Here is an 18,332-nt window from a genome sequence, read left to right on the forward strand (position 1 = left end):
CGCCGCAAGTTCCCGCCTGCGATTCCGGCGACCGTATCGCCTGCGGAGCGATCGAGAAGATGAACTGAGGGTCGGGCGAAACGTCGGTGCCGAGCCGGTCAGGCGGGCGGTACCGGCATCGCCGTCTCCGGCCACGACATCGCTATCCAGCCGAAATAGATGAGAATGAGCCAGAAGGCCACGATCAGCAGGATCAGGCTCATCGGCGAGTAGCCCCAGCGGCGACTGTAGGGATAGACCGGTACGGTCGCGGCGAAGAGCACGATCAGGATGAGGAGTACGAGAAGTCCCACGGCTATCTCCCTGGAGCGCTTGTTCGCTCAGATCCAGTATGCGGGATAGCCGTAGTAGTCATGGTACCGCTCCTCGTAGGCCCGGTCGACCGTCTGCGCCGGGTCGTACTCCGGCGCGCTCTTGATGCCATCCTTCGTGAGACTGGTGCTCACGGTGCCGTCGTTCCAGTTCACCCTCCGGAACGACTTCGGGGAGACCAGCGTCTTCTTGCCCGGCCACCAGTTCTTTGTGTCGACGATCAGGTACCGCAAAGCCCAGCTATCGGCATCCAGCAGGAAATCCTCGACGTGGCCGATGTCGCCGTCCGAGGCGTGGATGTAGTAGCCGGTGACCTCGGACACGGAACGGAGATTGGGATCACCCCGCGGCGCTGCCCCAGCTATCGCGTCATCGGAGCCTTCGAGGCTTCCGACGGCGCTCTCCGGAGGCACCGGGTTGGGCATGCCCGCCGCCGTGGCGTAGGGATAGCCGAGCCAGTAGGGTTCCCACCCGTAATAGCCGAAGACGTCGCTTTCCTGGAGCCGGGAAACGGGTGCGTCCGTATCGATCGAAGGGCTTTCTTCCACCATCTGGCGGGTGACGTTTACTCTCAGCTCGCGGGTTGCCGCCAGGGGCTCGCCGCAGGCTTCGGGAGGCAACAGAACCTTGCGGCCGCTGAGCCAGGTACCGGTGTCGACGACCAACCAACGGATCGTCCAGTCGTGATCGTCGAACAGGAGGTCGTCCACGGTGCCGATCTCGCCGTCCGTCGCCGCGATCATGTAGCCCATGAGGCTCGATGCGTTCCAAAGCACTGGAAAAATCCTTCTTTGCTGGACTTCTCCCACAACCGCCGCGCCCCCGATGTGTTCCGCTCGACGGGTTGAAGAGGATGCCGTCCGCGGTTCGGATCGCCGGCATCGCCGAATTGGCGCTGTTTACGGCCGCGTTTCAAATCGTATGATCGACGAAGCCACCGGCTCGTGCCGTCGCAATAGAATGCAGGAGCCGATCGGCGTCCTTCGAGCGGCCAACCAGAAAAGAGCAGAGGGTTCCGGCTCTGCGCAACACAGGTGCAAGATGAGCAATCAAGGACAGGAGGGCGGCGATCTGGACCCCCGGCCCGGGAGCACGCGGCAACTGGTGGTCCGGGTCTACCCGAGGATCGCACTCGCCTACTTTGTCGCGGCGACCTCGTGCCTGATGCTGATCGCCTTCCTGCTGATGATTTTCGCCTTCGTGGAAGTAGGCAACAGCATCTTCACCGGCGATCACGTCGAGGCGGCGCTCAGCGCCATCAGCCTCCTGGTCATAGGGTTTGCGGTCGTGGAGACGGCGAAGTTCATCGCCGAGGAGGAGATTATGCGCAAGCGCGAACTCCGCTCCTCGACGGAATCCCGCCGCTCCATCACAAAGTTCATCACCATCATCGTCATCGCCGCCAGTCTCGAGGCGCTGGTTATGGTGTTCAAGGCGACCCGCGACGGAATCGAATACGCAGTTTATCCGGCGTTCCTGTTCATCGCGTCCATGCTGGCGCTCGTAGCCCTCGGCACATATCAGTGGCTGTCGAGCCGCATCGACAGCAGCAGCGATGAGCGGATGGACCACGGGGATTTGTGAGAGGAAGCGGCCCCCGCGGCATTGCTTTCGCTCGCGTTCCGGATGCCGGGGTTCGCAGAAAAATCTCAGGTGCGCGAGTGGATGGCGAATGGCTCGGATCCAAGAGAGACCCGTCCGTCGGATGTCCGCACGACGAACTGTATCTCGTCCTCGGTTTCCGGGACCTCCGGCACCTCGACCTCCACGTTGAGCCGGCCGGCCGTATCAGCGGTCGCCCGCGTCAGCATGACGAATTCGTCCTGGATGATAGCCCCAACCAACACCTCCGCGCCGCCCGGAAGACCGGTCGCGGTGACTTCCACCTGGTCGCCGGGTACACCGGCCGTGCTCCCCACGAGAATTCCGGCGCCACGATCGGGCGGCGCGCTGACGCCCGGCAAGCCCAGTCGCTCGCCGAATTCCAGGATATCGCGATTGAGATCCGGCTGGTCTGAGAGATAGTCGCTGACCGAGCGACCTGCCTCGGTTGCCGCGCCTTCGATCTGGCGGCCGGCATCGCGCACCGCGTCGCGTGCGCGGTCGGCCCAGCTGCGTTCCTCCTGTTGCGGCAGGAGCAGCACGAGGCCACCTTGCAGTTCGTCGCGGGACACGTCCGGATTGGCGGCAAGAATGGCTTCCACCGGCACGTTGCATCTTTCGGCGAACGCCCCGATCGATTCATCGGCGCGCAGTGCCTCGGCGTCCCCGCAACGCGACTGTGCACTGGCAACCCCGGACAGGAGCGGCGCCATCAGAAGGGCAGCTCCGAGCGCTTTCAAGTTGTTCGCCTTATTCATCTGTTTCTCCCACGATCTCGTTCTTCTCGAACCGCCTGGGAGAGACAAAGTTCCTGAGAGGCTCCCACGCTAGCAGCGCGATCGGCTCACGAGCGACAGATGCGCCAGGGAACACGAACTTGCCGCTCGCCGTTGTCCGTGCAGTCACGGAGAATGCGCATATGGCCATCGCACCGACACCGAATCCCCAGGACCAGCCGCCACCGGGGCCCATACCACCCACGCCCCCGCCGCGCCCGGTGCGCGAACCGCAGCCGGACAGGCTTCCGGACGAAGATCCCGGACCGAATCCGGATGAAGACGACAACCCGCCCATGCACGCCTGAGGCGAGGCGAGGTCGGGCGCGCTCGCGGGACACGCTCGGCACTGCGTTGAGATCCAAAGTGGAATATCCCGAAGGAGCTTAGTTCCGCGCGGAGTGCTCCCCGGAACCATCAAAGCAAATCCGCCGTTGTCGTGCGAAATGGCACAGCCGGCTGACAGGCTGGGAGCTGGGCCTCATGTGGAGCTCTATAATGGACAGGTTTCAAAAGACGCTGGCGGTAAGCATCCTTCTGAGTTTTGCATCGCTGACCCCGGCCGCCTCGCAGGACAACGGCCTATCCGGCACCGCGGAAGGTGATCCGTGCGTTGCGGAGCCGGAGGAACTGGGCGGCGGGAACGACGCGAAGGTCTCGAACGACACCCTGTCGCTTACCGAGCAGCTCGACCGTTGCGGCGGGGTGATCGAACCGCCGGCGGTCGGTGACCGGGAACTAGTCGAGCCGGCTCCCGAAACAGGCGCCACCCCGATCATTCCGCCCAGTGCCTTGCCGGAGCAGCAGCCTGCGGAAGGGGACGCCGGGTGAGCGCTCCCGCCTGACATGCCACGACTTCGCGTCCTGACCTACAATGTACGGCGATGCCTGGGCGTCGATGGCGTCATGTCTCCGGCTCGCATCGCTGCGGTGATCGCGGAGGCGGAACCCGACATCATCGCTTTGCAGGAACTTGACGTGCGCCGCATCCGCAGCGGCGGCGTCGACCAGGGGGAGGAAGTCGCCCGCGAGCTGGGGTTCTCGTTCGTCCACTTCCACCCGGCGCTGCGCGTGCTGGAGGAGGAGTACGGGGATGCGATCCTCACGTCGCGTCCCTCCCGCATTGTCAAGGCTGGGGCCCTGCCGGGGCTCCCGAGCCGGCCGCGGCTGGAGCCACGCGGCGCCTTGTGGGCGGCGGTTCAGATCGACGGTGCCGAGGTCAACGTCATCAACACCCACCTGGGACTGCGGCGGCTGGAGCGGTGGCTGCAGGCGCAGATGCTGATGAGCGACGAGTGGCTGGGCAGCGAGGCCTGCCGGTCGCCAGTCGTGCTGACGGGAGATTTCAACTCCTTCCCGCGCGGTCGCGTCTATGGGCTCCTGTCGGGCAGGTTGCGGGACGCGCACCTGATCGGATCGACGATGGGGCGACCGAGCGCCACTTTCCCCTCGCAATGGCCGGTGTTCAGGATCGACCACATGTTCGTCAGCGACGACGTGGAGGTGGTTTCCGCCCGCACCCATCGCAGTGAAACGAGTGCGCTCGCGTCCGACCATCTGCCGCTCGTGGCCGACCTGAGACTGCCCGAGACCGACCGGGAGGCTTCCGCCAGCCGCGGTCTTCCCGAGAGGCTGCAAGCCTGAGATCCATCTGCGGTCGACGCGCGCGCTCCACAGCTTCGCGGAAGTTCCTTGGGATCGCTCCGGGGGTTCGGGCGTTTGATTGCTTTGCAACGGAATTGGTCATTTGACTGACATCTCCAAGGACATCAGCTATCCCGACGCTTTCGACAGCAACCACCGGGAGAGAAGCTGGAGCGAACGGCTCCGCAACCTCCGGCCTCCTCTTGGCCTGAGTTGGTCGGCATGGCTAGGATTGGTTGCCGTTCTTCTCGCCGGCTTCCTGCTCTACCGCACATTGAGCGGCTACAGCCTCGGGCAACTCGCCGATTCGATCTCGACCATCCCGATCTGGCGGCTCGGAGCGGCGCTGGGTTTCGCCGCCGCGAGTTACGCGTGCCTGACCGTCTTCGACTACCTGGCGCTCCGCTACGTCAAGCATCCGCTGCCATATCCGAAGGCGGCCCTCACTTCCTTTTCGGCGCTCTCGCTCGGCCACAGCATCGGTTTTTCCGGCTTGAGCAGCGGAGCGATCCGCTACCGCTTCTATTCCAGATGGGGCCTCTCGATCGGCGAAGTCGCGAAACTCGTTCTGTTTTGCGGCACCACGGTGGCTCTGGGGATGATCGCGCTCGGCGGTATCGCGCTACTCCTGGAGAGCGAGGCCGCGACGGAACTCACAGGTTTCGGCCGCGCGAGCGTCGTAGCGCTTGGCGCTGCCTGCCTGGCTTCTCTGGCGATCTATCTTGCGCTCGCTGCCTGGGTACGTAAGCCGCTCAAGTTCCGGAAGTGGGAAATCGAGATGCCGTCCTTGCGCCTCGCGCTGGCGCAGGTGGGCATCGGCGCGGCGAATTTCGCCTGCGTCGCGGCATGCCTCCACCAGACCATCAGCGCGTTCGCCGAGGTTCCTTACGTCACCGTTGCGGCGGCCTTCATCATTGCCAACACAGCGGCCTTGCTCGCGCACGTCCCCGGCGGGCTCGGGGTAATCGAGGCCGTGGTGGTCCATCTGATTTCGCAGGACGGGGTCATCGCGGCAGTGCTGGTTTTCCGTTTCGTCTATTTCCTCGTGCCGCTGGCCGTGGGAGCTGTGACGTTCGGTATTGCCGAACTGGTGCTCAGGCGGAAGGCCGCCTCAGCGTCCTAGCTTCCGCTTGCGCCAGAACCGGTCCCACAAACGCAGAACGCGGAACGGACGGGCCGGGTCGAGAAGCTTTGTGCCCCAGACCGGATGGTCGGGACCGTGGTCCGACATTGCCTCGAAGGGCATGAGGCGGCGTTCGCCACCGTTCAGTCGCTCCAGCGCCGCGATGACGGAGCCTTCCTCCTCGACCGCCCGGTTGAAGGCCTGCGGCTCGGCGCCGACGTGCTCGGCGAGCAGGCGATCCCGGATGGAGGTGATCGCGCGCCGGCTCTCCTCGTCCGTGCCTTCCAGGGCGAGGTCGCATTCCGTGTCGAGGCCGATAGACCGATTGTTGAGGTTGGACGACCCGATACGAAGGAATTCCTCGTCGATGATCACGACCTTCGAATGCACGAAGATCTGCGACGTCTCGTCTCCCTTGTTGATGCAGGGGTAGAGGATGCGCATGCGGCCGTACCTATCGGCTTTGCGCAGGCGCCGGATCAGTCGGTCGCGGTTGGTCCCCATGACCCAGCGCTCGATGATGCCGTTGCACTCGTGCGCCATGACGACCACGATCTCGGGTCCGACCGGGGTTTGCAGATGGCGTTCCAGTATGTCTCCGAGGACAGACGAGGTCATGTACTGCGCTTCGATGTAGATGGACTTCTTCGCGCTTCGCAACGCGTCCATCGTCAGGTCCATCGCTTCCCGAACGGGGAGGTTGTCTAGGAACTCCGGCATCGTCCGCGCGATCGCGATATCGATTCCGGTGAAGTCGGCGGGCAGGGCGGGAGGCCACGCATCGCCAGACTGGTGGCTGCAAACGGGCGGACAGTCCCGTCCGATCGCGGTGCGCCAGCGCTCCTTGGCAAGCTCCGAGAGCGCGACCGCGGCATCGCCATCCACGACCATCTGCACGTCGTGCACCGGTTGGTAGGTCTCGCCGTTCGGGCTCGTCCGCAACGGATCGCCCATTGCATGAGAGCAGCTGTCCCACCGGCCGACCGTCAGGTCCATTCCGCCGCAATAGGCGAGCTCGTCGTCGATGGTGACGATCTTCTGGTGATGGGCGGCGTAAATAGGGTGGTAGGTGTCGAGCTTCACGCGGATGCGCGGATGCTCCTGCCACGGCGCGCCGAACAGCATCTCGGATGTGGAACCCGGCGCATGGACGACCGACTCGCTCCACATGAGGATCCTCACCTCGAGCCCCTCGTGTTCCTCCACCAGTTTGCGCAGCAGGTCTCCGAGCGGCGGCGATTCCTGTGGTTCAACATCGGGCCGCAGCCGGATCCGTCCATCGAAGTCCCAGCCAAGGATGACGATCGATTGCCGGGCGAGCCGAAGCGAGGCTTCGAGCGCCGCGAAATAGTCGGCGCCATCGACGATCACCGAGGCCCGCCGGGCGCGGGCAACCTTCCAACAATTCTTTCCGTCGCGGATCACCGGTTGGCGTGTTCCGGACGGCACGAGACCCTCCTCATGCCGGTACGGCTCCAGATGGGTGATGCGGTCGATCGGTTGGTCTTCGGTACGAAACACTGCTTCGAATGCAGCCGACATAGGCGGAACTCCACGGGACGGATGGAAAACTCCTTTCTCCACAAGCGGTTCCCTTCGCGGGGAATGCGCTGCTGCGCCACCTTGCTCGAGCGCGGATGCGGCCCCGGCGCCGGTTCGGGGAACAGGTCACGCTTCGTGGAGTCATTTCGCGGCTGTTCTGCGAATCGTCCGAGGTGACGGTGCCAGGACGAAGCGCGAAAGGAATATTCCCATGCCCTGAACGCATTGGTGATCTTCTCCGCTGCTGGCGGCAAGCTGCTACATCGCCGTTGGCGCGGCGGGTCTTCGTCCCGGTGAGGCGATTACTGCCTGATTACGCCACAGGCGATGCGGTCGCCCGCATCTCCCGACGGCTGGCTCGTGTAGTCATCGGCGCCGGAATCCACGACCACGGCCGAGCCGTCCTCATCCATCAGCGGATTGTCGCCGCCATCGAGCGACAGCCGGTCGGTGAAGAACTCCAGCTTCACGACGCCGTTCTCCGCCGCGTGCACGTTGGGGAAATCGCCGGGATGCGGTCCGCCGTCGCTCTCCACGCCGTGGGAATGGTCGCCCGCATAGTGGCCACCGGCGGATTCGAAGCCGCCATCGACCGTGCACTCGCCGGTCTCATGCACGTGAAAACCGTGCGGACCCGGCGGCAGGTCGGTCAGTTCCACGATCACCTGCAGCATGCCGGACCGGGTCGTGTTGAAGGTAACGGTCCCGACCTCGACTTCGTCCCGGTTGATCATGTTGGCGGATGCCGAGATAGACTGGGCCGGAGCCTGCCCGCTGAACGCGAGGGTGATCGTGGCGGCGAGTGCGGTGGCGGCTGGAATTCTCATTGTGACGTCTCCTCAAGAAGGTCTTCGCCAGACAACAACTCGGGCATGTGGATGGTTGCCTTACCATGCGGGAAATGGGCGATGGGCGGCGCCGGGTGCGGATCGGAACCTTGAGCCATCCCTTCGGTTACCTATCGACACACTTGAATTCGGCAAGAGGAATGCTCGCGATGGCCAACCTGCGAATTTTCGACCGACAATTCGCCGTTCACGAAGCGAACCGTGGAACGGAACCCATCCCCATGCCCGGTCCCACGCCTCCGCCCGGTCCGTTGCCGCCGGACCCCGTCCCGCAGCCTGATCCCTCGCCCGTTCCGACCCGCGGCGCGGGATTGCTGGCATAGGAGAAGACTGGAGATGCGTGACGGCCCGTTCGAAACGCCCGTGACCGTAGAACTTCCGCGCTCCAAGGTGCGGCGGATTGCGAGCGCGCGCGAGGCCGTGGAGTGTCTCCTCTATCAATGGCCGTGTTCCAACGGGCGCGGTCATCGCCATGCGCAGATGGCCTGCGTTTCCGCTCTCCAGGGGAGCAAGTCTCCCCGCTACGCACAACGGGCCTTCCAGGAAGCGGCCCGCGAAGCCCGGATCCTGCGGGGGCAGGCCGGCGAGAAGAAGGAGTTTGTGTGATGGCAAAGGAATTCGAGCAGGCCGTTGTGATCGATGGCCCCGTCGGGCAGGTCGAGGTCGCCACCGCCCGGCAGGCATACGACGTCCTCTCCGATCCAGCCTGGCCGGATCGAGGCCCCGCGCACGAAGAAGCAGTTGAGACGGCCCTGAAGGTCCTGGACGGCCATCGCTCGACCGTCGATGCATATGACACGTTCCTCCGGGCGGCGAAGGAAGCGGGAAATCTCGTAGAGTAATATCGTTCCCCGCAAGACTGCCGGATCGATGACCTGGCAATCAGGAAAATGGCCTCCCGCGGATAAGCAGGAGGCCATTTACTCTCGACGCAGCCGTAGACCGGTCAGGCGGCCTTCTTCGCCTTGGGGTTGGCGATTTTGCCGGCAAGCTTGGTCAGGTCCGTGTCGGTTTTCGATTCCTGCTGCAGCGTCTCGTCGAGCAGCTTGGCCGCATCGGTCATGCCGAGTGTTTCGGCCCAGCGCTTCAGGGTGCCGTAGCGGGTGATCTCGTAGTGCTCCACGGCCTGTGCGGAGGAGACTAGACCGGCATCGAGAGCGTCGGTGCCCTTGTATTCGTCCATGATCTCCTCGCCCTCGGAGATGATGCCCTCGATCGCGTCGCAGGTCTTGCCCTGGGCGCGCTTGCCGATGATCTCGAACACCTGCTGCAGGCGTTCGATCTGACCTTCCGTCTCGTCCTTGTGCTTCTGGAAAGCCTGCTTCAACTCGTCGGAAGAGGCGGCACGCGCCATCTTCGGGAGCGCCTTCAGGATCTTGCGTTCGGCGTAGTAGATGTCCTTGAGCGTGTCGTGGAAGAGGTCTTCGAGCGTCTTTTCTTTTGCCATCTTCTGGGTTCCTCTGGAATTTGAGCATCTGCGCATATGCACAGCCCGCCTTAAACATGGACCCCGAAGAATCGTTCCACCCGCTTCAGCGGGTACACGACCGTCGTTCGCCTTCGTATGGCTGGAAGGTACAATCGGACGCCCTGAACGAGCGATAGGCATCCGAACAGGCGGCGATGTCGCAGAGCGGGGCCGCGTCCGGTTCCGTCGAGCCGACAAGGATATCGCTTGCCGGAGACTGCATGTCCTCGGAATCCTGCGCTTGCGCTCTGCCCTGTGAATCCACGTTCGCTTGCCGCTCTAAAAAGACCGTCCGGGCAACTTTCGTTTCGGAGGTCCCGGCCTGCAGTGCCAGTGCGCCGAGTGAAAGAATCACCACTGCGATGAAACCGAAGACGCTTCCGCCGTCGGTACGAGGGGTTTCGACGTGGATACGCTTCTTCCTGGACATAGCCGGCAAACGGGAGAGAACTGTCGATGTTCCGCGCCCGTTCCCGGCATTCCAGCCGGAAGCGCTTCAGGCCCGCACGAGGCCGTATCCTTTCTTCAATGGGGATAACAAAGGTAAAAGACAGCGCCAGCCCAAGGCGCCAATCTGTTCCCGTCACTATTGCCTGGTGACATAGAGCCGGCGGTGTCCGCTTTCGCCCCGCGCATGACCGCCGGCTCTTCCTCTTCCCTCACACTGGTTCGCTTCGACGATTGATCCCCGGTCTTCGGCCGCAACCATCCTTCGTCCGCACATTTGCGTCGTGTGCGAACTGCGGATTGCATCCGAAATTTTTCGGAACATCGCCAGCGGGCCGGGATTGGGCGGGTCCAGGGAAAAAGAAAACCAGGGAGAAAAACTTGAAACGCTCACTCACAACGCTCTCCGCCGTGCTGCTTACCTCCATCGCGGTGCCCGCGCTGGCTCAGAACGCCGAGGTCACGACGGATCTGAACATGCGCGCCGGTCCCGGTACCCGGTATCCGGTGATCACGACCATTCCGGACGGCCGCGGCGTCAACATCTACGGCTGCGAGAGCGGCTTGAACTGGTGCGACGTCTCCTGGCGCGGCAATCGTGGCTGGGTCTACTCGGACTACCTCGAATACAGCTATGGCAACCGCACCCGGCCGGTTCCCGACTGGGGCGCGCGGATCGACCTGCCCGTCATCTCCTTCGCCTTCGGCGACTATGCCAGCCGCCACTATCGCGGCATGCCGTGGTACGACGACCGCCACCGCTGGGACCGCGATCGCCGCGGCTGGCGGGATGATGACGACCGTCGCGGATGGCGTCGCCACGACGACCGTCGTGGATGGCGTGACGACGATGATCGCCGGGGTTGGCGCGGTGACGACGACCGCCGCGGCTGGCGAGACGATGACGACCGCCGTGGCTGGCGAGACGATGACGACCGCCGCGGCTGGCGTGTAGACGACGATCGCCGCGGATGGCGTGCAGACGACGATCGCCGCGGATGGCGCGGTGACAACGATCGCCGCGGTCGCTGGCGCGATAACGACAACCGTGGTGGCCGGGGCGGTGACGGTCGGCGCGCCGATTGGCGCAACGACGATCGCGGCGGAGCGTTCGGTGGTGACGGTGACGATGCATCGCTTTGGGATCGTGTGACGCCCGGGGCAGCGGGGAACGAGAGCACCGAATAGCGATCTCCTGACCAAGAGATCGAAGGACGAAGGATGCGCCGGCCCCAGGGTCGGCGCATCGATTTTTAGCAGGTGTACTTCAATCGGGGTCGCGCCCGCGGGCCAAGCTATGGCCGCAGCACGAAGCCTCGACCGATCTCGTCGTTCTCTTCGATCGTGAAGGTGGACGTGCCGCTGTAAAAGGCCCGTCCTGCGACCTCTATCCGCGCTGCGTCGAAGCGGCCGGCCTTCTCTGGACGAAGCACACGTGCGCGGAACACCGATCCGGTCATGCTGCGAAAAAGACATTGCTCTTCGATCGCGACTTCGCCCCGTGCGCGTTGCGTTGCCATCCGCGCCGATACCCCGCTGCCGGTCGGGCTTCGATCGACCTCTCGTTCGGCAAAAACGCAGACATTGGTGCTCGGCGCGTCCTTTCCCGTCCCGCCGTCGGTGAGAATAGTGCCGTAGAGGAACGCGAGGTCCGGATCATCCGGATGGTCCAGGTCAATGGCGGCCTGCACGGCCTTCGCGATCCGGTCTGAGATCTCGACGATATCGCGCAGGGGGCTGGACGAGAGATCCAGTCCGACGGACCCGGCGGGCAGGATCGCATAGAAGGCGCCGCCATAGCCGATGTCGAAACGAACATTGCCGATGCCCGGCACTTGCGTTTCGGCGTCCAGGGCGAAGGCGAAGGAAGGCACGCTCTCGAAAGTGACCGAGCCTGACCGAAAGCCGGCCGGCGTCCGCGCGACTTCCACCATGGCCCGAACGAGCCCGCACGGGCACTGGATGTCGACGGCCGTCAGCGGAACCGTCGGGGCGACGATACCCGTGTCCACAGCGTAACGGCCGAGCGCGATGACCGCATGGCCGCACATGGTCGAATAGCCCTCATTGTGCATGAAAAGCACCGCGAGATCGGCGTCCGGATGGTCCGGCTCGACCGGAATGACGCCGTACATGTCGTGATGGCCGCGCGGTTCGAAGATCAGCATTTTGCGCAGATGGTCGAGCCGCTCGCGGGCGTAGCGGCGCTTGTCGAGAATGGTATCGCCGAGGACCGGGGGATAGCCTCCCGTCACGATGCGCACCGGTTCGCCACCGGTGTGCATTTCGACCGTGGTGATCTTCCCCTCCGGCAGTCCGGAGTCGCGGGCGGAATCTCGCCGTTCGGGCTGCACTGCTTCCGCGCTCCAGTTGCGTTGACGGGAGAGCATCATTGCCGACGCCCCCCTCGCGCGCAATCCCGAGGGAAAGATGCGGGTGGATAGGCGAATTTCGCCGCCGGAGGCGAAACTTTGGATGTGCGGCGTCAGATCGCCGCTGCAGCGGAAAGCCGGCTAATCTCCACCTCGGTCATACCGAGCGCTTCGAGGACCGACCGCGTATCCCCGCCGAGCTCGGGCGGCGCGGTGGTCGGCGCGATCACCTCGCCGTTGACCTTGAAGCCGAGAGTGGGCACGTGGAAATCGTGCGGCTCGCGGTCCCAGTGCATCGTATGGGCGAAAGCGCGGGTCGCGGCCTGCGGCTCGGCGAGCGTCTCGTCCAGCGAGCGCACCTTGGCTGCCGGAACGCCGGCCTCGTCGAGCACGCGCTCCCACTCCAGCGCCGGCCGCGTCAGGAAGATTCGGACGAACTCCGCCCGCAGTTCGGCGGCGTTCTCGGCACGGCGGGCCGGCTCCCTCCAGCGCGCATCCTCGAGAATGTCGGGCCGCCCCAGGCCGGCGCAGAGCGCCCTGAACTGCTTGTCGTTGTTGGCCGCCACCATCAGCAGCCCGTCCTGCGTCTCGAAGGCTCCCGAGGAAGGGCTTTGACTCCACGCCTCGTTGCCGGACGGGCGAGGCGTCCAGCCGCCCGTGAGATGGCTGGTTATCAGCGAGGCCATCAGCAGCATGGAGGTGTCGAGCATCGCGACATCCAGGTGGACCGCCTTGCCGGTGCGCCCGGTCTCGTGCAGCGCCGATACGATCGCGAAGGCCGCGTTCAGCCCCGTCGCGTAGTCGATATAGGGGGCACCCACCTTCTGCGGCCCGGTCTCGACCGTTCCGGTGGTCTTCATGATGCCGCACATGCCCTGGACGACGTGGTCGTAGGCGGGGCGGCGGCTCATCTCGCCGTCCTGCCCGAAGGCCGAAATCGAGCAGTAGACGATTTTCGGATTGATCTCCCGCACCACGTCGAACGGCAAACCGAGACGCGCGATGGTTCCCGGCCGGAAGTTCTCGATGAAGACGTCGGCGGTCTCGATGAGGCGCTTCATCACGGCGAGCCCCTCCGACGACTTGAGGTTCAGCGAGACCGACTTCTTGTTGGCGTTCTGCGTGAGATAGGCGAGCCCCATTCGCTCGGCGTTGAGGCCGGGCACGTGGCCCTTGTCGCGCGCCCAGTCGCCAGTACCCGGCTCCTCGATCTTCAGCACTTCCGCGCCCATCAGGCCGAGCTGGTAGGCGGCGTAGGGGCCTGCGAGGACCTGCGTGACATCGATGATGCGAATGCCGGCGAGAGGCTGGAACATCAGATGGTACCTCGGTGTGAAACGGGCATGGCGTTCATTTGCGCTTGAAAAGGAGCCGGCATTCGCCCACCCGGGCGTCGATCGACCCGAGCCAGCCGCGCGCGGCCTGGCTGTTCCGGAGTTGAGCATCGAGGAAGGCGAGCGTGATCTGCTCCACCGCTTCGCGCTGTGCCGGTACCTGCCGATGCCGCTCCGCGAAACCGCCGAGATAGTGGTCGCCGCCCTCGAGGACCGCGAGATACTTTTCGCCGGCTGGCGCAAGCTCGTAGGGCTCGCACTTCCAGTGCCAGTCGCCTCCCTTGGCGCCCTGGTCGAGGGTGCCGGTGACGTTCAGCATCGGCCCCCGGAGCCCGTCCCAAGATCCGTCGCGCAGACCCTGCTGGTCTCGTCCCTGGGCGCTGAGCAGGACCGCCGCCTCGAAACGGGGATCGGCGAAGCGGCGGGCCGGCTCGTCCGGCAGGTCGATCTCCGCGCCCGCGAGCAGCTGCGCGGTGTAGGCGCCGAAGGAGTGCCCCGCGATCGCGCCGCGCATCGGACTTTCCGCCGCGCCGCAGGTTGCTTCGACGATCTGCGGCAGCCGGTCCATCACCGCGCCGACGACAGCCAGGCGTCCGGTCCACCGTTCGGGGCTGTGCAGGATCGCGTGCATGCGGGCCCTCGCATGCGGCACCGTCATCCATTCCGAAAGATCGCTCTCGGGATCGAGACCGAGCTCCGGCTCGTTTCGCGCAACGATGCGGATGTCGTCGGCGAAGGTCGGATGGATCACCAGATAGCCGTGCGCGGCCCAATATCCGGAAAGGGCGGCATAGGCGCCGCCGTTCGAGCCGAGCCCATGGCAGAACACCACGAAACCCTTCGGAGCGAGGTCTCGCGGCCAGCGGCAGACGAGCGGCGCTTCACCAACGTGTATGCCGGGCTCCGCCAGGACATCGTGCGCCTCCCGGAACGCGCCGGGGCCAAGATCGGATCGATAGAGCGCAGCCGTCATTGAGCCGCTCCGTCCAACGCGGGGCTCGCCTTGGAGGATGTCGTCTCGTCCAGCAGGAAGCATGCCGCGGTTCCGCCCCCGTCCACCGGGTAGGACGGAGGCATCTCGGCATGGCAGCGCGGCATCGCGTGAGGACAGCGGTTCTTGTAGGGGCATGCGGTCGCGGACACCCGCGGTGTCTCATGGGCGGGAGCGGCCTTGCGGGCGGCGCGACGCTGGCGCTGCGCCTCCGGGTCGAGCAGCGGCACCGCGTCCAGCAACGCCCTCGTGTAGGGATGCGCCGGGGAATGGTAGACGCGGTCCGAGGGTCCCTCCTCGACAACATGGCCGAGATACATCACCGCGATGCGGTCGGAGATGTGATGCACCAGCGCCAGGTCGTGCGCGATCAGCAGGTAGGCGACCCCCATGGCGTCGCGGCGCTCGTAGAGCAGGTTGATGATCTGGTTCTGGGTCGAAACGTCGAGCGCGCTCACAGGCTCGTCGAGCACAATGAGCTTCGGTTCCAGTGCGAGAGCCGAAGCGATGGCGATGCGCTGGCGCTGGCCGCCTGAAAACTGGTGCGGGTGCCGGCCGAGATGCTCCTCAGACAGGGAGACCAACTTCAGAAGTTCCGCCGCCCGGGCGCGCCGCTCGCTCCTGTCCATTTTCGTGTGGACCCTCAGCGGTTCGGTGACGAGGTCCTCGACCGTCATCGACGGGTTGAGCGATGAGTACGGGTCCTGGAAGACGGCTTGGATCTGACTGCGGATATCCGGCGAATAGCGCGTCCCCATCGAGGTGAGATCGGTGCCGCCGAAACGTATGGCGCCCGAGCCGGCCGGCACAAGCCCGAGCACGGCGTTGGCGATCGACGACTTGCCCGACCCCGATTCCCCCACCAGCCCCAGCGTCTCGCCGCGTCGGATGGTGAGACTCGCGCCCTTCACGGCGTGGAACGGCTTCCGATCCAGCCCGAACAGCGAACGGCTCCAGTAGGTGACCCACAGGTCTTCGACCTCGAGAAGGATTTCCGCGCTCATGACGCGGCCTTCAATTCGAGTTCGGGCGCGCGGATGCAGCGGACCAGCCGGTCGGTGCCGACGAGGGGGATCGGGCGCTCACAGGCGGGGATGGCGAAGTCGCAGCGATTGGAGAAGCGGCAGCCTGAAGGCCATGCGCCGGGCCTCGGAACGTTGCCGCGGATGGTCGGCAGCGGCGGGTTGCGCGAGGAGGCGTGTGGCATCGCCGAAAGGAGCCCCCGCGTGTAGGGATGGCGTGGGCGGGCGAACAGCGCGTCCACTTCCGCCATCTCCGCCATCTCGCCGGCATACATGACGCTGATGCGATCACTGATGTCGGCGGCGACCGCGAGATCGTGCGTGACGAACAGGATGGCCATGCCGAATTCGCCCTGCAGGTCGCGGAAGAGGTCGAGGATCTCCTGCTGGACCGTGACGTCGAGCGCCGTCGTCGGTTCGTCGGCGATGAGCAGCGAGGGGTTGCAGCTCAGCGCCCGTGCAATGGCGATACGCTGCGCCATGCCGCCAGAAAGCTCGTGCGGATAGGCCTTCGCCCGCTCTTCCGGTCGCGGGATTCCGACGCGGTCGATCAACTCGACGACCCGGCTCCAGGCCTGCTGGCCGGTCAGCCCCTGCTTCTTGCGCAGCACTTCCGCGATCTGGCTTCCGACGGTGAAGGCTGGGTTGAGGCTCGTCGTCGGATCCTGGAAGACCATGGCGACCTCGTTGCCGCGCACCTCCTCCATCTGCTTTGGGGTCAGCATTCGAAGATCCCGGCCGTTGAGGAAGACGGATCCGTGGGTGGTGCGGCCGCCGGCCCCGATCAGGCCGAGGATCGAGAGCCCCGTGATCGTCTTGCCGCTGCCCGATTCGCCCACCAGCCCAAGCGTCTCGCCGCGCGAAATACCGAAGGAGAGATCGGTGATGACGGGCACTTCGTGTCCGTCGCGGCCCGAAACGAGAACCTGAAGGCCCTCGACGCGCAGGACCTCGTCGGCGAGTGGGGGCTGTGCGGCGCTCTCCGGTCCGGATGCCGCGATTGCGGGCACGAAGCGATCCGCTGGCCTGCCGGGATCGACCCCGACGGCGACGCCCCGGCCGATCGAGTCGCGGATGACGTCGCCGAGCAGGTTCACCGACAGCACGGTCAGGATGATGGCGATGCCGGGCGGCACGGCCAGGAACCAGTTGAGGTCCATGTAGGCGGCGGCGGAGTTGAGCATCGTGCCCCAGCTCGCGTCGGGCGGCTGCACGCCGAGGCCGATGAAGCTCAGCCCCGCTTCCGCCAAAAGCACCGCGCCCACCGTCAGCGTCACCTGCACGACGAGCGGCGGGGCGATATTGGGGAAGATGTGCCTGATGAGGATGCGCCGGTCCGATGCGCCGATGACCCGGGCCGACCGTACGTAGACCTCCTCGCGCTCGGCCAGCACCACGCCGCGCGCCAGGCGCAGGAACGAGGTCGAGAACAGGATGCCGAGCGCGATCATCGCCCTGTGCAGGCCGGCGCCCAGGATGGCAATGATGACGATTGCCACCATGATGCCGGGGATCGACACGACAGCCTCGACGACGCGCATGACGACCCAATCCCACCATCCGCCGCGATAGCCGATGAAGAGCCCGAGCGGCACGCCCAAGAGCACTGCGATCGACGTGGCTTCCGCCGCCGCGATGACGGCGATGCGGCAGCCGAAGATCAGCCGCGAGAGCACGTCGCGCCCGAGATCGTCGGTGCCGAGCCAGTGGGCCGCGGAAGGACCTTGCAGCGCCTTGATCAGGTTCTGCCGCAGTGGATCGTAAGGCGCGATCCAGTCCGCGAAGAGCGCGAGGAAGACGAGCAGGACCAGCACCGAGCCCGCCGTGGCGACGATGGCCGTCGAGGCGTCCAGTCGGAAGCGGATGCGGCGCGGCGCGGCGGCCGGTTCGTTCTGGCTGGTGGTGGTCACGTGGGCCGCGCTTTGGGATTGAGCAGACCGTAGAGGAGGTCGGTGGCGAGCTGGACGAGGACGACGAGACCGACCATCACCAGGACCAGCCCCTGCAGCATGGGTATGTCCTGCTGGCGCACGGCCGCGATGGCGAGCGTGCCGAGGCCGTTGATGGCGAAGACCTGCTCGACGATCAGCGCGCCGCCGAGCAGGACGGTAATCTGGAAAGAAAGCACCGCAACCACCGGCACCATGGCGTTGGTCAGCGCGTGCCGCAGGATCACCCGACGCGACGACAGTCCCTGGGCGCGCGCCGCGCGTATGTAATCCTGCTGGAGAACCCCAACCATGGCCGAGCGCACCTGCCGGGCGATGGCGGCGCTCGACGACAGGCCGAGGGCGATGGAGGGCAGGGTGACGCTGCGCAGCCAGTCCCAGGGCGACGTCGAGATCGGCGTGAAACCGGTGGCCGGAAACCAGCGCAGGTTCACCGCGAAGACCGCGACCAGGATCAGGCCGAACCAGAAGTTTGGAACCGCCTGGCCGAAGGTCGCGCCCACGGTGGCGAGGCGATCGATCCACGATCGGGGGCGAAGCGCCGCCGCCACGCCGGCGGCGACCCCGACGACGATGGCGATCAATGCAGATATCGCCGTCAGCGACAGCGTGACCGGAAGCCTCAGCAGCACAGCGTCGGTGACGCTGACGCTGTTGAAGAAGGAGGTGCCGAGGTCACCCTGCACCGCCTTTCCGAGCCACTGGAAGTAGCGCACCACCACGGGTTCGTTCAGGCCCATCCTCTCGCGCAGCATCTCGTGCTGCTCCTGCGTTCCCGTGTCCCCCAGAATGAGGTCCACGGGATCGCTGGGCAGCAGCGAGGTGAACGAGAACGCCATCACCGACACGATGAACAGCAGTGGCACCAGTGCCAGCAGCCGCTGGGCGACGAGCCTGAACAT

At 65.3% G+C, this 18,332-nt stretch carries 19 protein-coding genes and 1 pseudogene; 7 read left to right on the forward strand and 13 right to left on the reverse strand.

All coding sequences use genetic code 11. From position 1 onward, the window contains the following. Positions 1-98: 98 nt before the first annotated feature. Positions 99-293, reverse strand: a complete 195-nt coding sequence (locus tag BSQ44_RS04600) for a DUF3309 family protein (RefSeq protein ID WP_157894503.1) — start codon at positions 291-293, stop codon at positions 99-101. Between the two features lie 27 nt (positions 294-320). Then, complete coding sequence (locus BSQ44_RS04605; RefSeq protein WP_157894504.1) at positions 321-1,088, reverse strand: PRC-barrel domain-containing protein; 768 nt, start codon at positions 1,086-1,088, stop codon at positions 321-323. A 145-nt stretch (positions 1,089-1,233) separates the two neighbouring features. Here BSQ44_RS04605 and BSQ44_RS04610 point away from each other — a divergent pair, with 145 nt between their 5' ends. Then, the gene (locus BSQ44_RS04610) at positions 1,234-1,896 is read left to right on the forward strand and encodes a hypothetical protein (RefSeq protein WP_157894505.1); all 663 of its coding nucleotides are present in this window, start codon (positions 1,234-1,236) and stop codon (positions 1,894-1,896) included. 65 nt (positions 1,897-1,961) lie between these two features. Here BSQ44_RS04610 and BSQ44_RS04615 read toward each other — a convergent pair whose 3' ends face one another. After that, the gene (locus tag BSQ44_RS04615) at positions 1,962-2,627 is read right to left on the reverse strand and encodes a hypothetical protein (protein WP_157894506.1); all 666 of its coding nucleotides are present in this window, start codon (positions 2,625-2,627) and stop codon (positions 1,962-1,964) included. 561 nt (positions 2,628-3,188) lie between these two features. Here BSQ44_RS04615 and BSQ44_RS04620 point away from each other — a divergent pair. The 3 genes from BSQ44_RS04620 to BSQ44_RS04630 all read left to right on the forward strand — a co-directional run bounded on the left by BSQ44_RS04620 (position 3,189) and on the right by BSQ44_RS04630 (position 5,457). Further along, positions 3,189-3,521, forward strand: a complete 333-nt coding sequence (locus BSQ44_RS04620) for a hypothetical protein (RefSeq protein WP_072607857.1) — start codon at positions 3,189-3,191, stop codon at positions 3,519-3,521. Positions 3,522-3,596: 75 nt separating this feature from the next. Then, a complete protein-coding gene (locus BSQ44_RS04625) occupies positions 3,597-4,334 on the forward strand; it encodes an endonuclease/exonuclease/phosphatase family protein (protein ID WP_235633346.1) in 738 nt (245 codons plus the stop codon). Positions 4,335-4,437: 103 nt separating this feature from the next. Further along, positions 4,438-5,457: a lysylphosphatidylglycerol synthase domain-containing protein gene (locus tag BSQ44_RS04630; protein WP_235633347.1), complete on the forward strand. Its 1,020-nt coding sequence runs from the start codon at positions 4,438-4,440 to the stop codon at positions 5,455-5,457. On the opposite strand, the gene BSQ44_RS04635 is transcribed toward BSQ44_RS04630, so the two are convergent. Together BSQ44_RS04635 and BSQ44_RS04640 are read right to left on the reverse strand one after the other, a co-directional pair. Continuing rightward, positions 5,446-6,999 (reverse strand): phospholipase D-like domain-containing protein, encoded by a 1,554-nt coding sequence (locus BSQ44_RS04635; RefSeq protein WP_083534472.1) that lies wholly within the window; start codon positions 6,997-6,999, stop codon positions 5,446-5,448. The genes BSQ44_RS04630 and BSQ44_RS04635 overlap by 12 nt on opposite strands. Positions 7,000-7,301: 302 nt before the next feature. Then, complete coding sequence (locus BSQ44_RS04640; RefSeq protein ID WP_072602158.1) at positions 7,302-7,826, reverse strand: superoxide dismutase family protein; 525 nt, start codon at positions 7,824-7,826, stop codon at positions 7,302-7,304. Between the two features lie 357 nt (positions 7,827-8,183). Between BSQ44_RS04640 and BSQ44_RS04645 the strand changes: the two genes are divergently transcribed. Together BSQ44_RS04645 and BSQ44_RS04650 are read left to right on the forward strand one after the other, a co-directional pair. Continuing rightward, a complete protein-coding gene (locus BSQ44_RS04645) occupies positions 8,184-8,453 on the forward strand; it encodes a DUF982 domain-containing protein (RefSeq protein WP_072602159.1) in 270 nt (89 codons plus the stop codon). Continuing rightward, positions 8,453-8,689, forward strand: a complete 237-nt coding sequence (locus BSQ44_RS04650; RefSeq protein WP_072602160.1) for a DUF982 domain-containing protein — start codon at positions 8,453-8,455, stop codon at positions 8,687-8,689. Before BSQ44_RS04645 ends, BSQ44_RS04650 begins: the two co-directional genes overlap by 1 nt. 104 nt (positions 8,690-8,793) lie before the next feature. Here the strand turns inward: BSQ44_RS04650 and BSQ44_RS04655 are convergent, their stop codons facing one another. After that, positions 8,794-9,294 (reverse strand): YciE/YciF ferroxidase family protein, encoded by a 501-nt coding sequence (locus BSQ44_RS04655; protein ID WP_072602161.1) that lies wholly within the window; start codon positions 9,292-9,294, stop codon positions 8,794-8,796. Between the two features lie 85 nt (positions 9,295-9,379). Beyond that, positions 9,380-9,490, reverse strand: a pseudogene (locus BSQ44_RS27420) (BA14K family protein); the annotation flags it as partial. Between the two features lie 653 nt (positions 9,491-10,143). On the opposite strand from BSQ44_RS27420, the gene BSQ44_RS04665 reads away from it, so the two are divergent. After that, positions 10,144-10,950 (forward strand): SH3 domain-containing protein, encoded by an 807-nt coding sequence (locus BSQ44_RS04665; RefSeq protein WP_072602163.1) that lies wholly within the window; start codon positions 10,144-10,146, stop codon positions 10,948-10,950. Positions 10,951-11,057: 107 nt separating this feature from the next. On the opposite strand, the gene BSQ44_RS04670 is transcribed toward BSQ44_RS04665, so the two are convergent. The 6 genes from BSQ44_RS04670 to BSQ44_RS04695 form a co-directional block, all read right to left on the reverse strand. After that, positions 11,058-12,116: a proline racemase family protein gene (locus BSQ44_RS04670; protein ID WP_335622618.1), complete on the reverse strand. Its 1,059-nt coding sequence runs from the start codon at positions 12,114-12,116 to the stop codon at positions 11,058-11,060. A gap of 131 nt (positions 12,117-12,247) precedes the next feature. Continuing rightward, entirely contained in the window at positions 12,248-13,450 is a 1,203-nt protein-coding gene (locus tag BSQ44_RS04675; protein ID WP_072602164.1) for a CaiB/BaiF CoA transferase family protein, read from the reverse strand. A gap of 34 nt (positions 13,451-13,484) precedes the next feature. Further along, on the reverse strand, positions 13,485-14,441 hold the full coding sequence (locus tag BSQ44_RS04680; protein WP_072602165.1) for an alpha/beta hydrolase family protein: 957 nt from the start codon (positions 14,439-14,441) through the stop codon (positions 13,485-13,487). Continuing rightward, positions 14,438-15,463 carry an ABC transporter ATP-binding protein gene (locus tag BSQ44_RS04685; RefSeq protein ID WP_072602166.1) on the reverse strand — a complete coding sequence of 342 codons (1,026 nt, stop codon included), beginning with the start codon at positions 15,461-15,463 and terminating at the stop codon, positions 14,438-14,440. Before BSQ44_RS04685 ends, BSQ44_RS04680 begins: the two co-directional genes overlap by 4 nt. Beyond that, positions 15,460-17,391: a dipeptide/oligopeptide/nickel ABC transporter permease/ATP-binding protein gene (locus BSQ44_RS04690; protein WP_083534474.1), complete on the reverse strand. Its 1,932-nt coding sequence runs from the start codon at positions 17,389-17,391 to the stop codon at positions 15,460-15,462. The genes BSQ44_RS04685 and BSQ44_RS04690 overlap by 4 nt, the downstream gene beginning before the upstream one ends. Then, complete coding sequence (locus BSQ44_RS04695; RefSeq protein WP_072602167.1) at positions 17,388-18,332, reverse strand: ABC transporter permease; 945 nt, start codon at positions 18,330-18,332, stop codon at positions 17,388-17,390. Before BSQ44_RS04695 ends, BSQ44_RS04690 begins: the two co-directional genes overlap by 4 nt.

It is taken from the genome of Aquibium oceanicum (assembly GCF_001889605.1).
GTDB classification, from domain to species: domain Bacteria; phylum Pseudomonadota; class Alphaproteobacteria; order Rhizobiales; family Rhizobiaceae; genus Aquibium; species Aquibium oceanicum.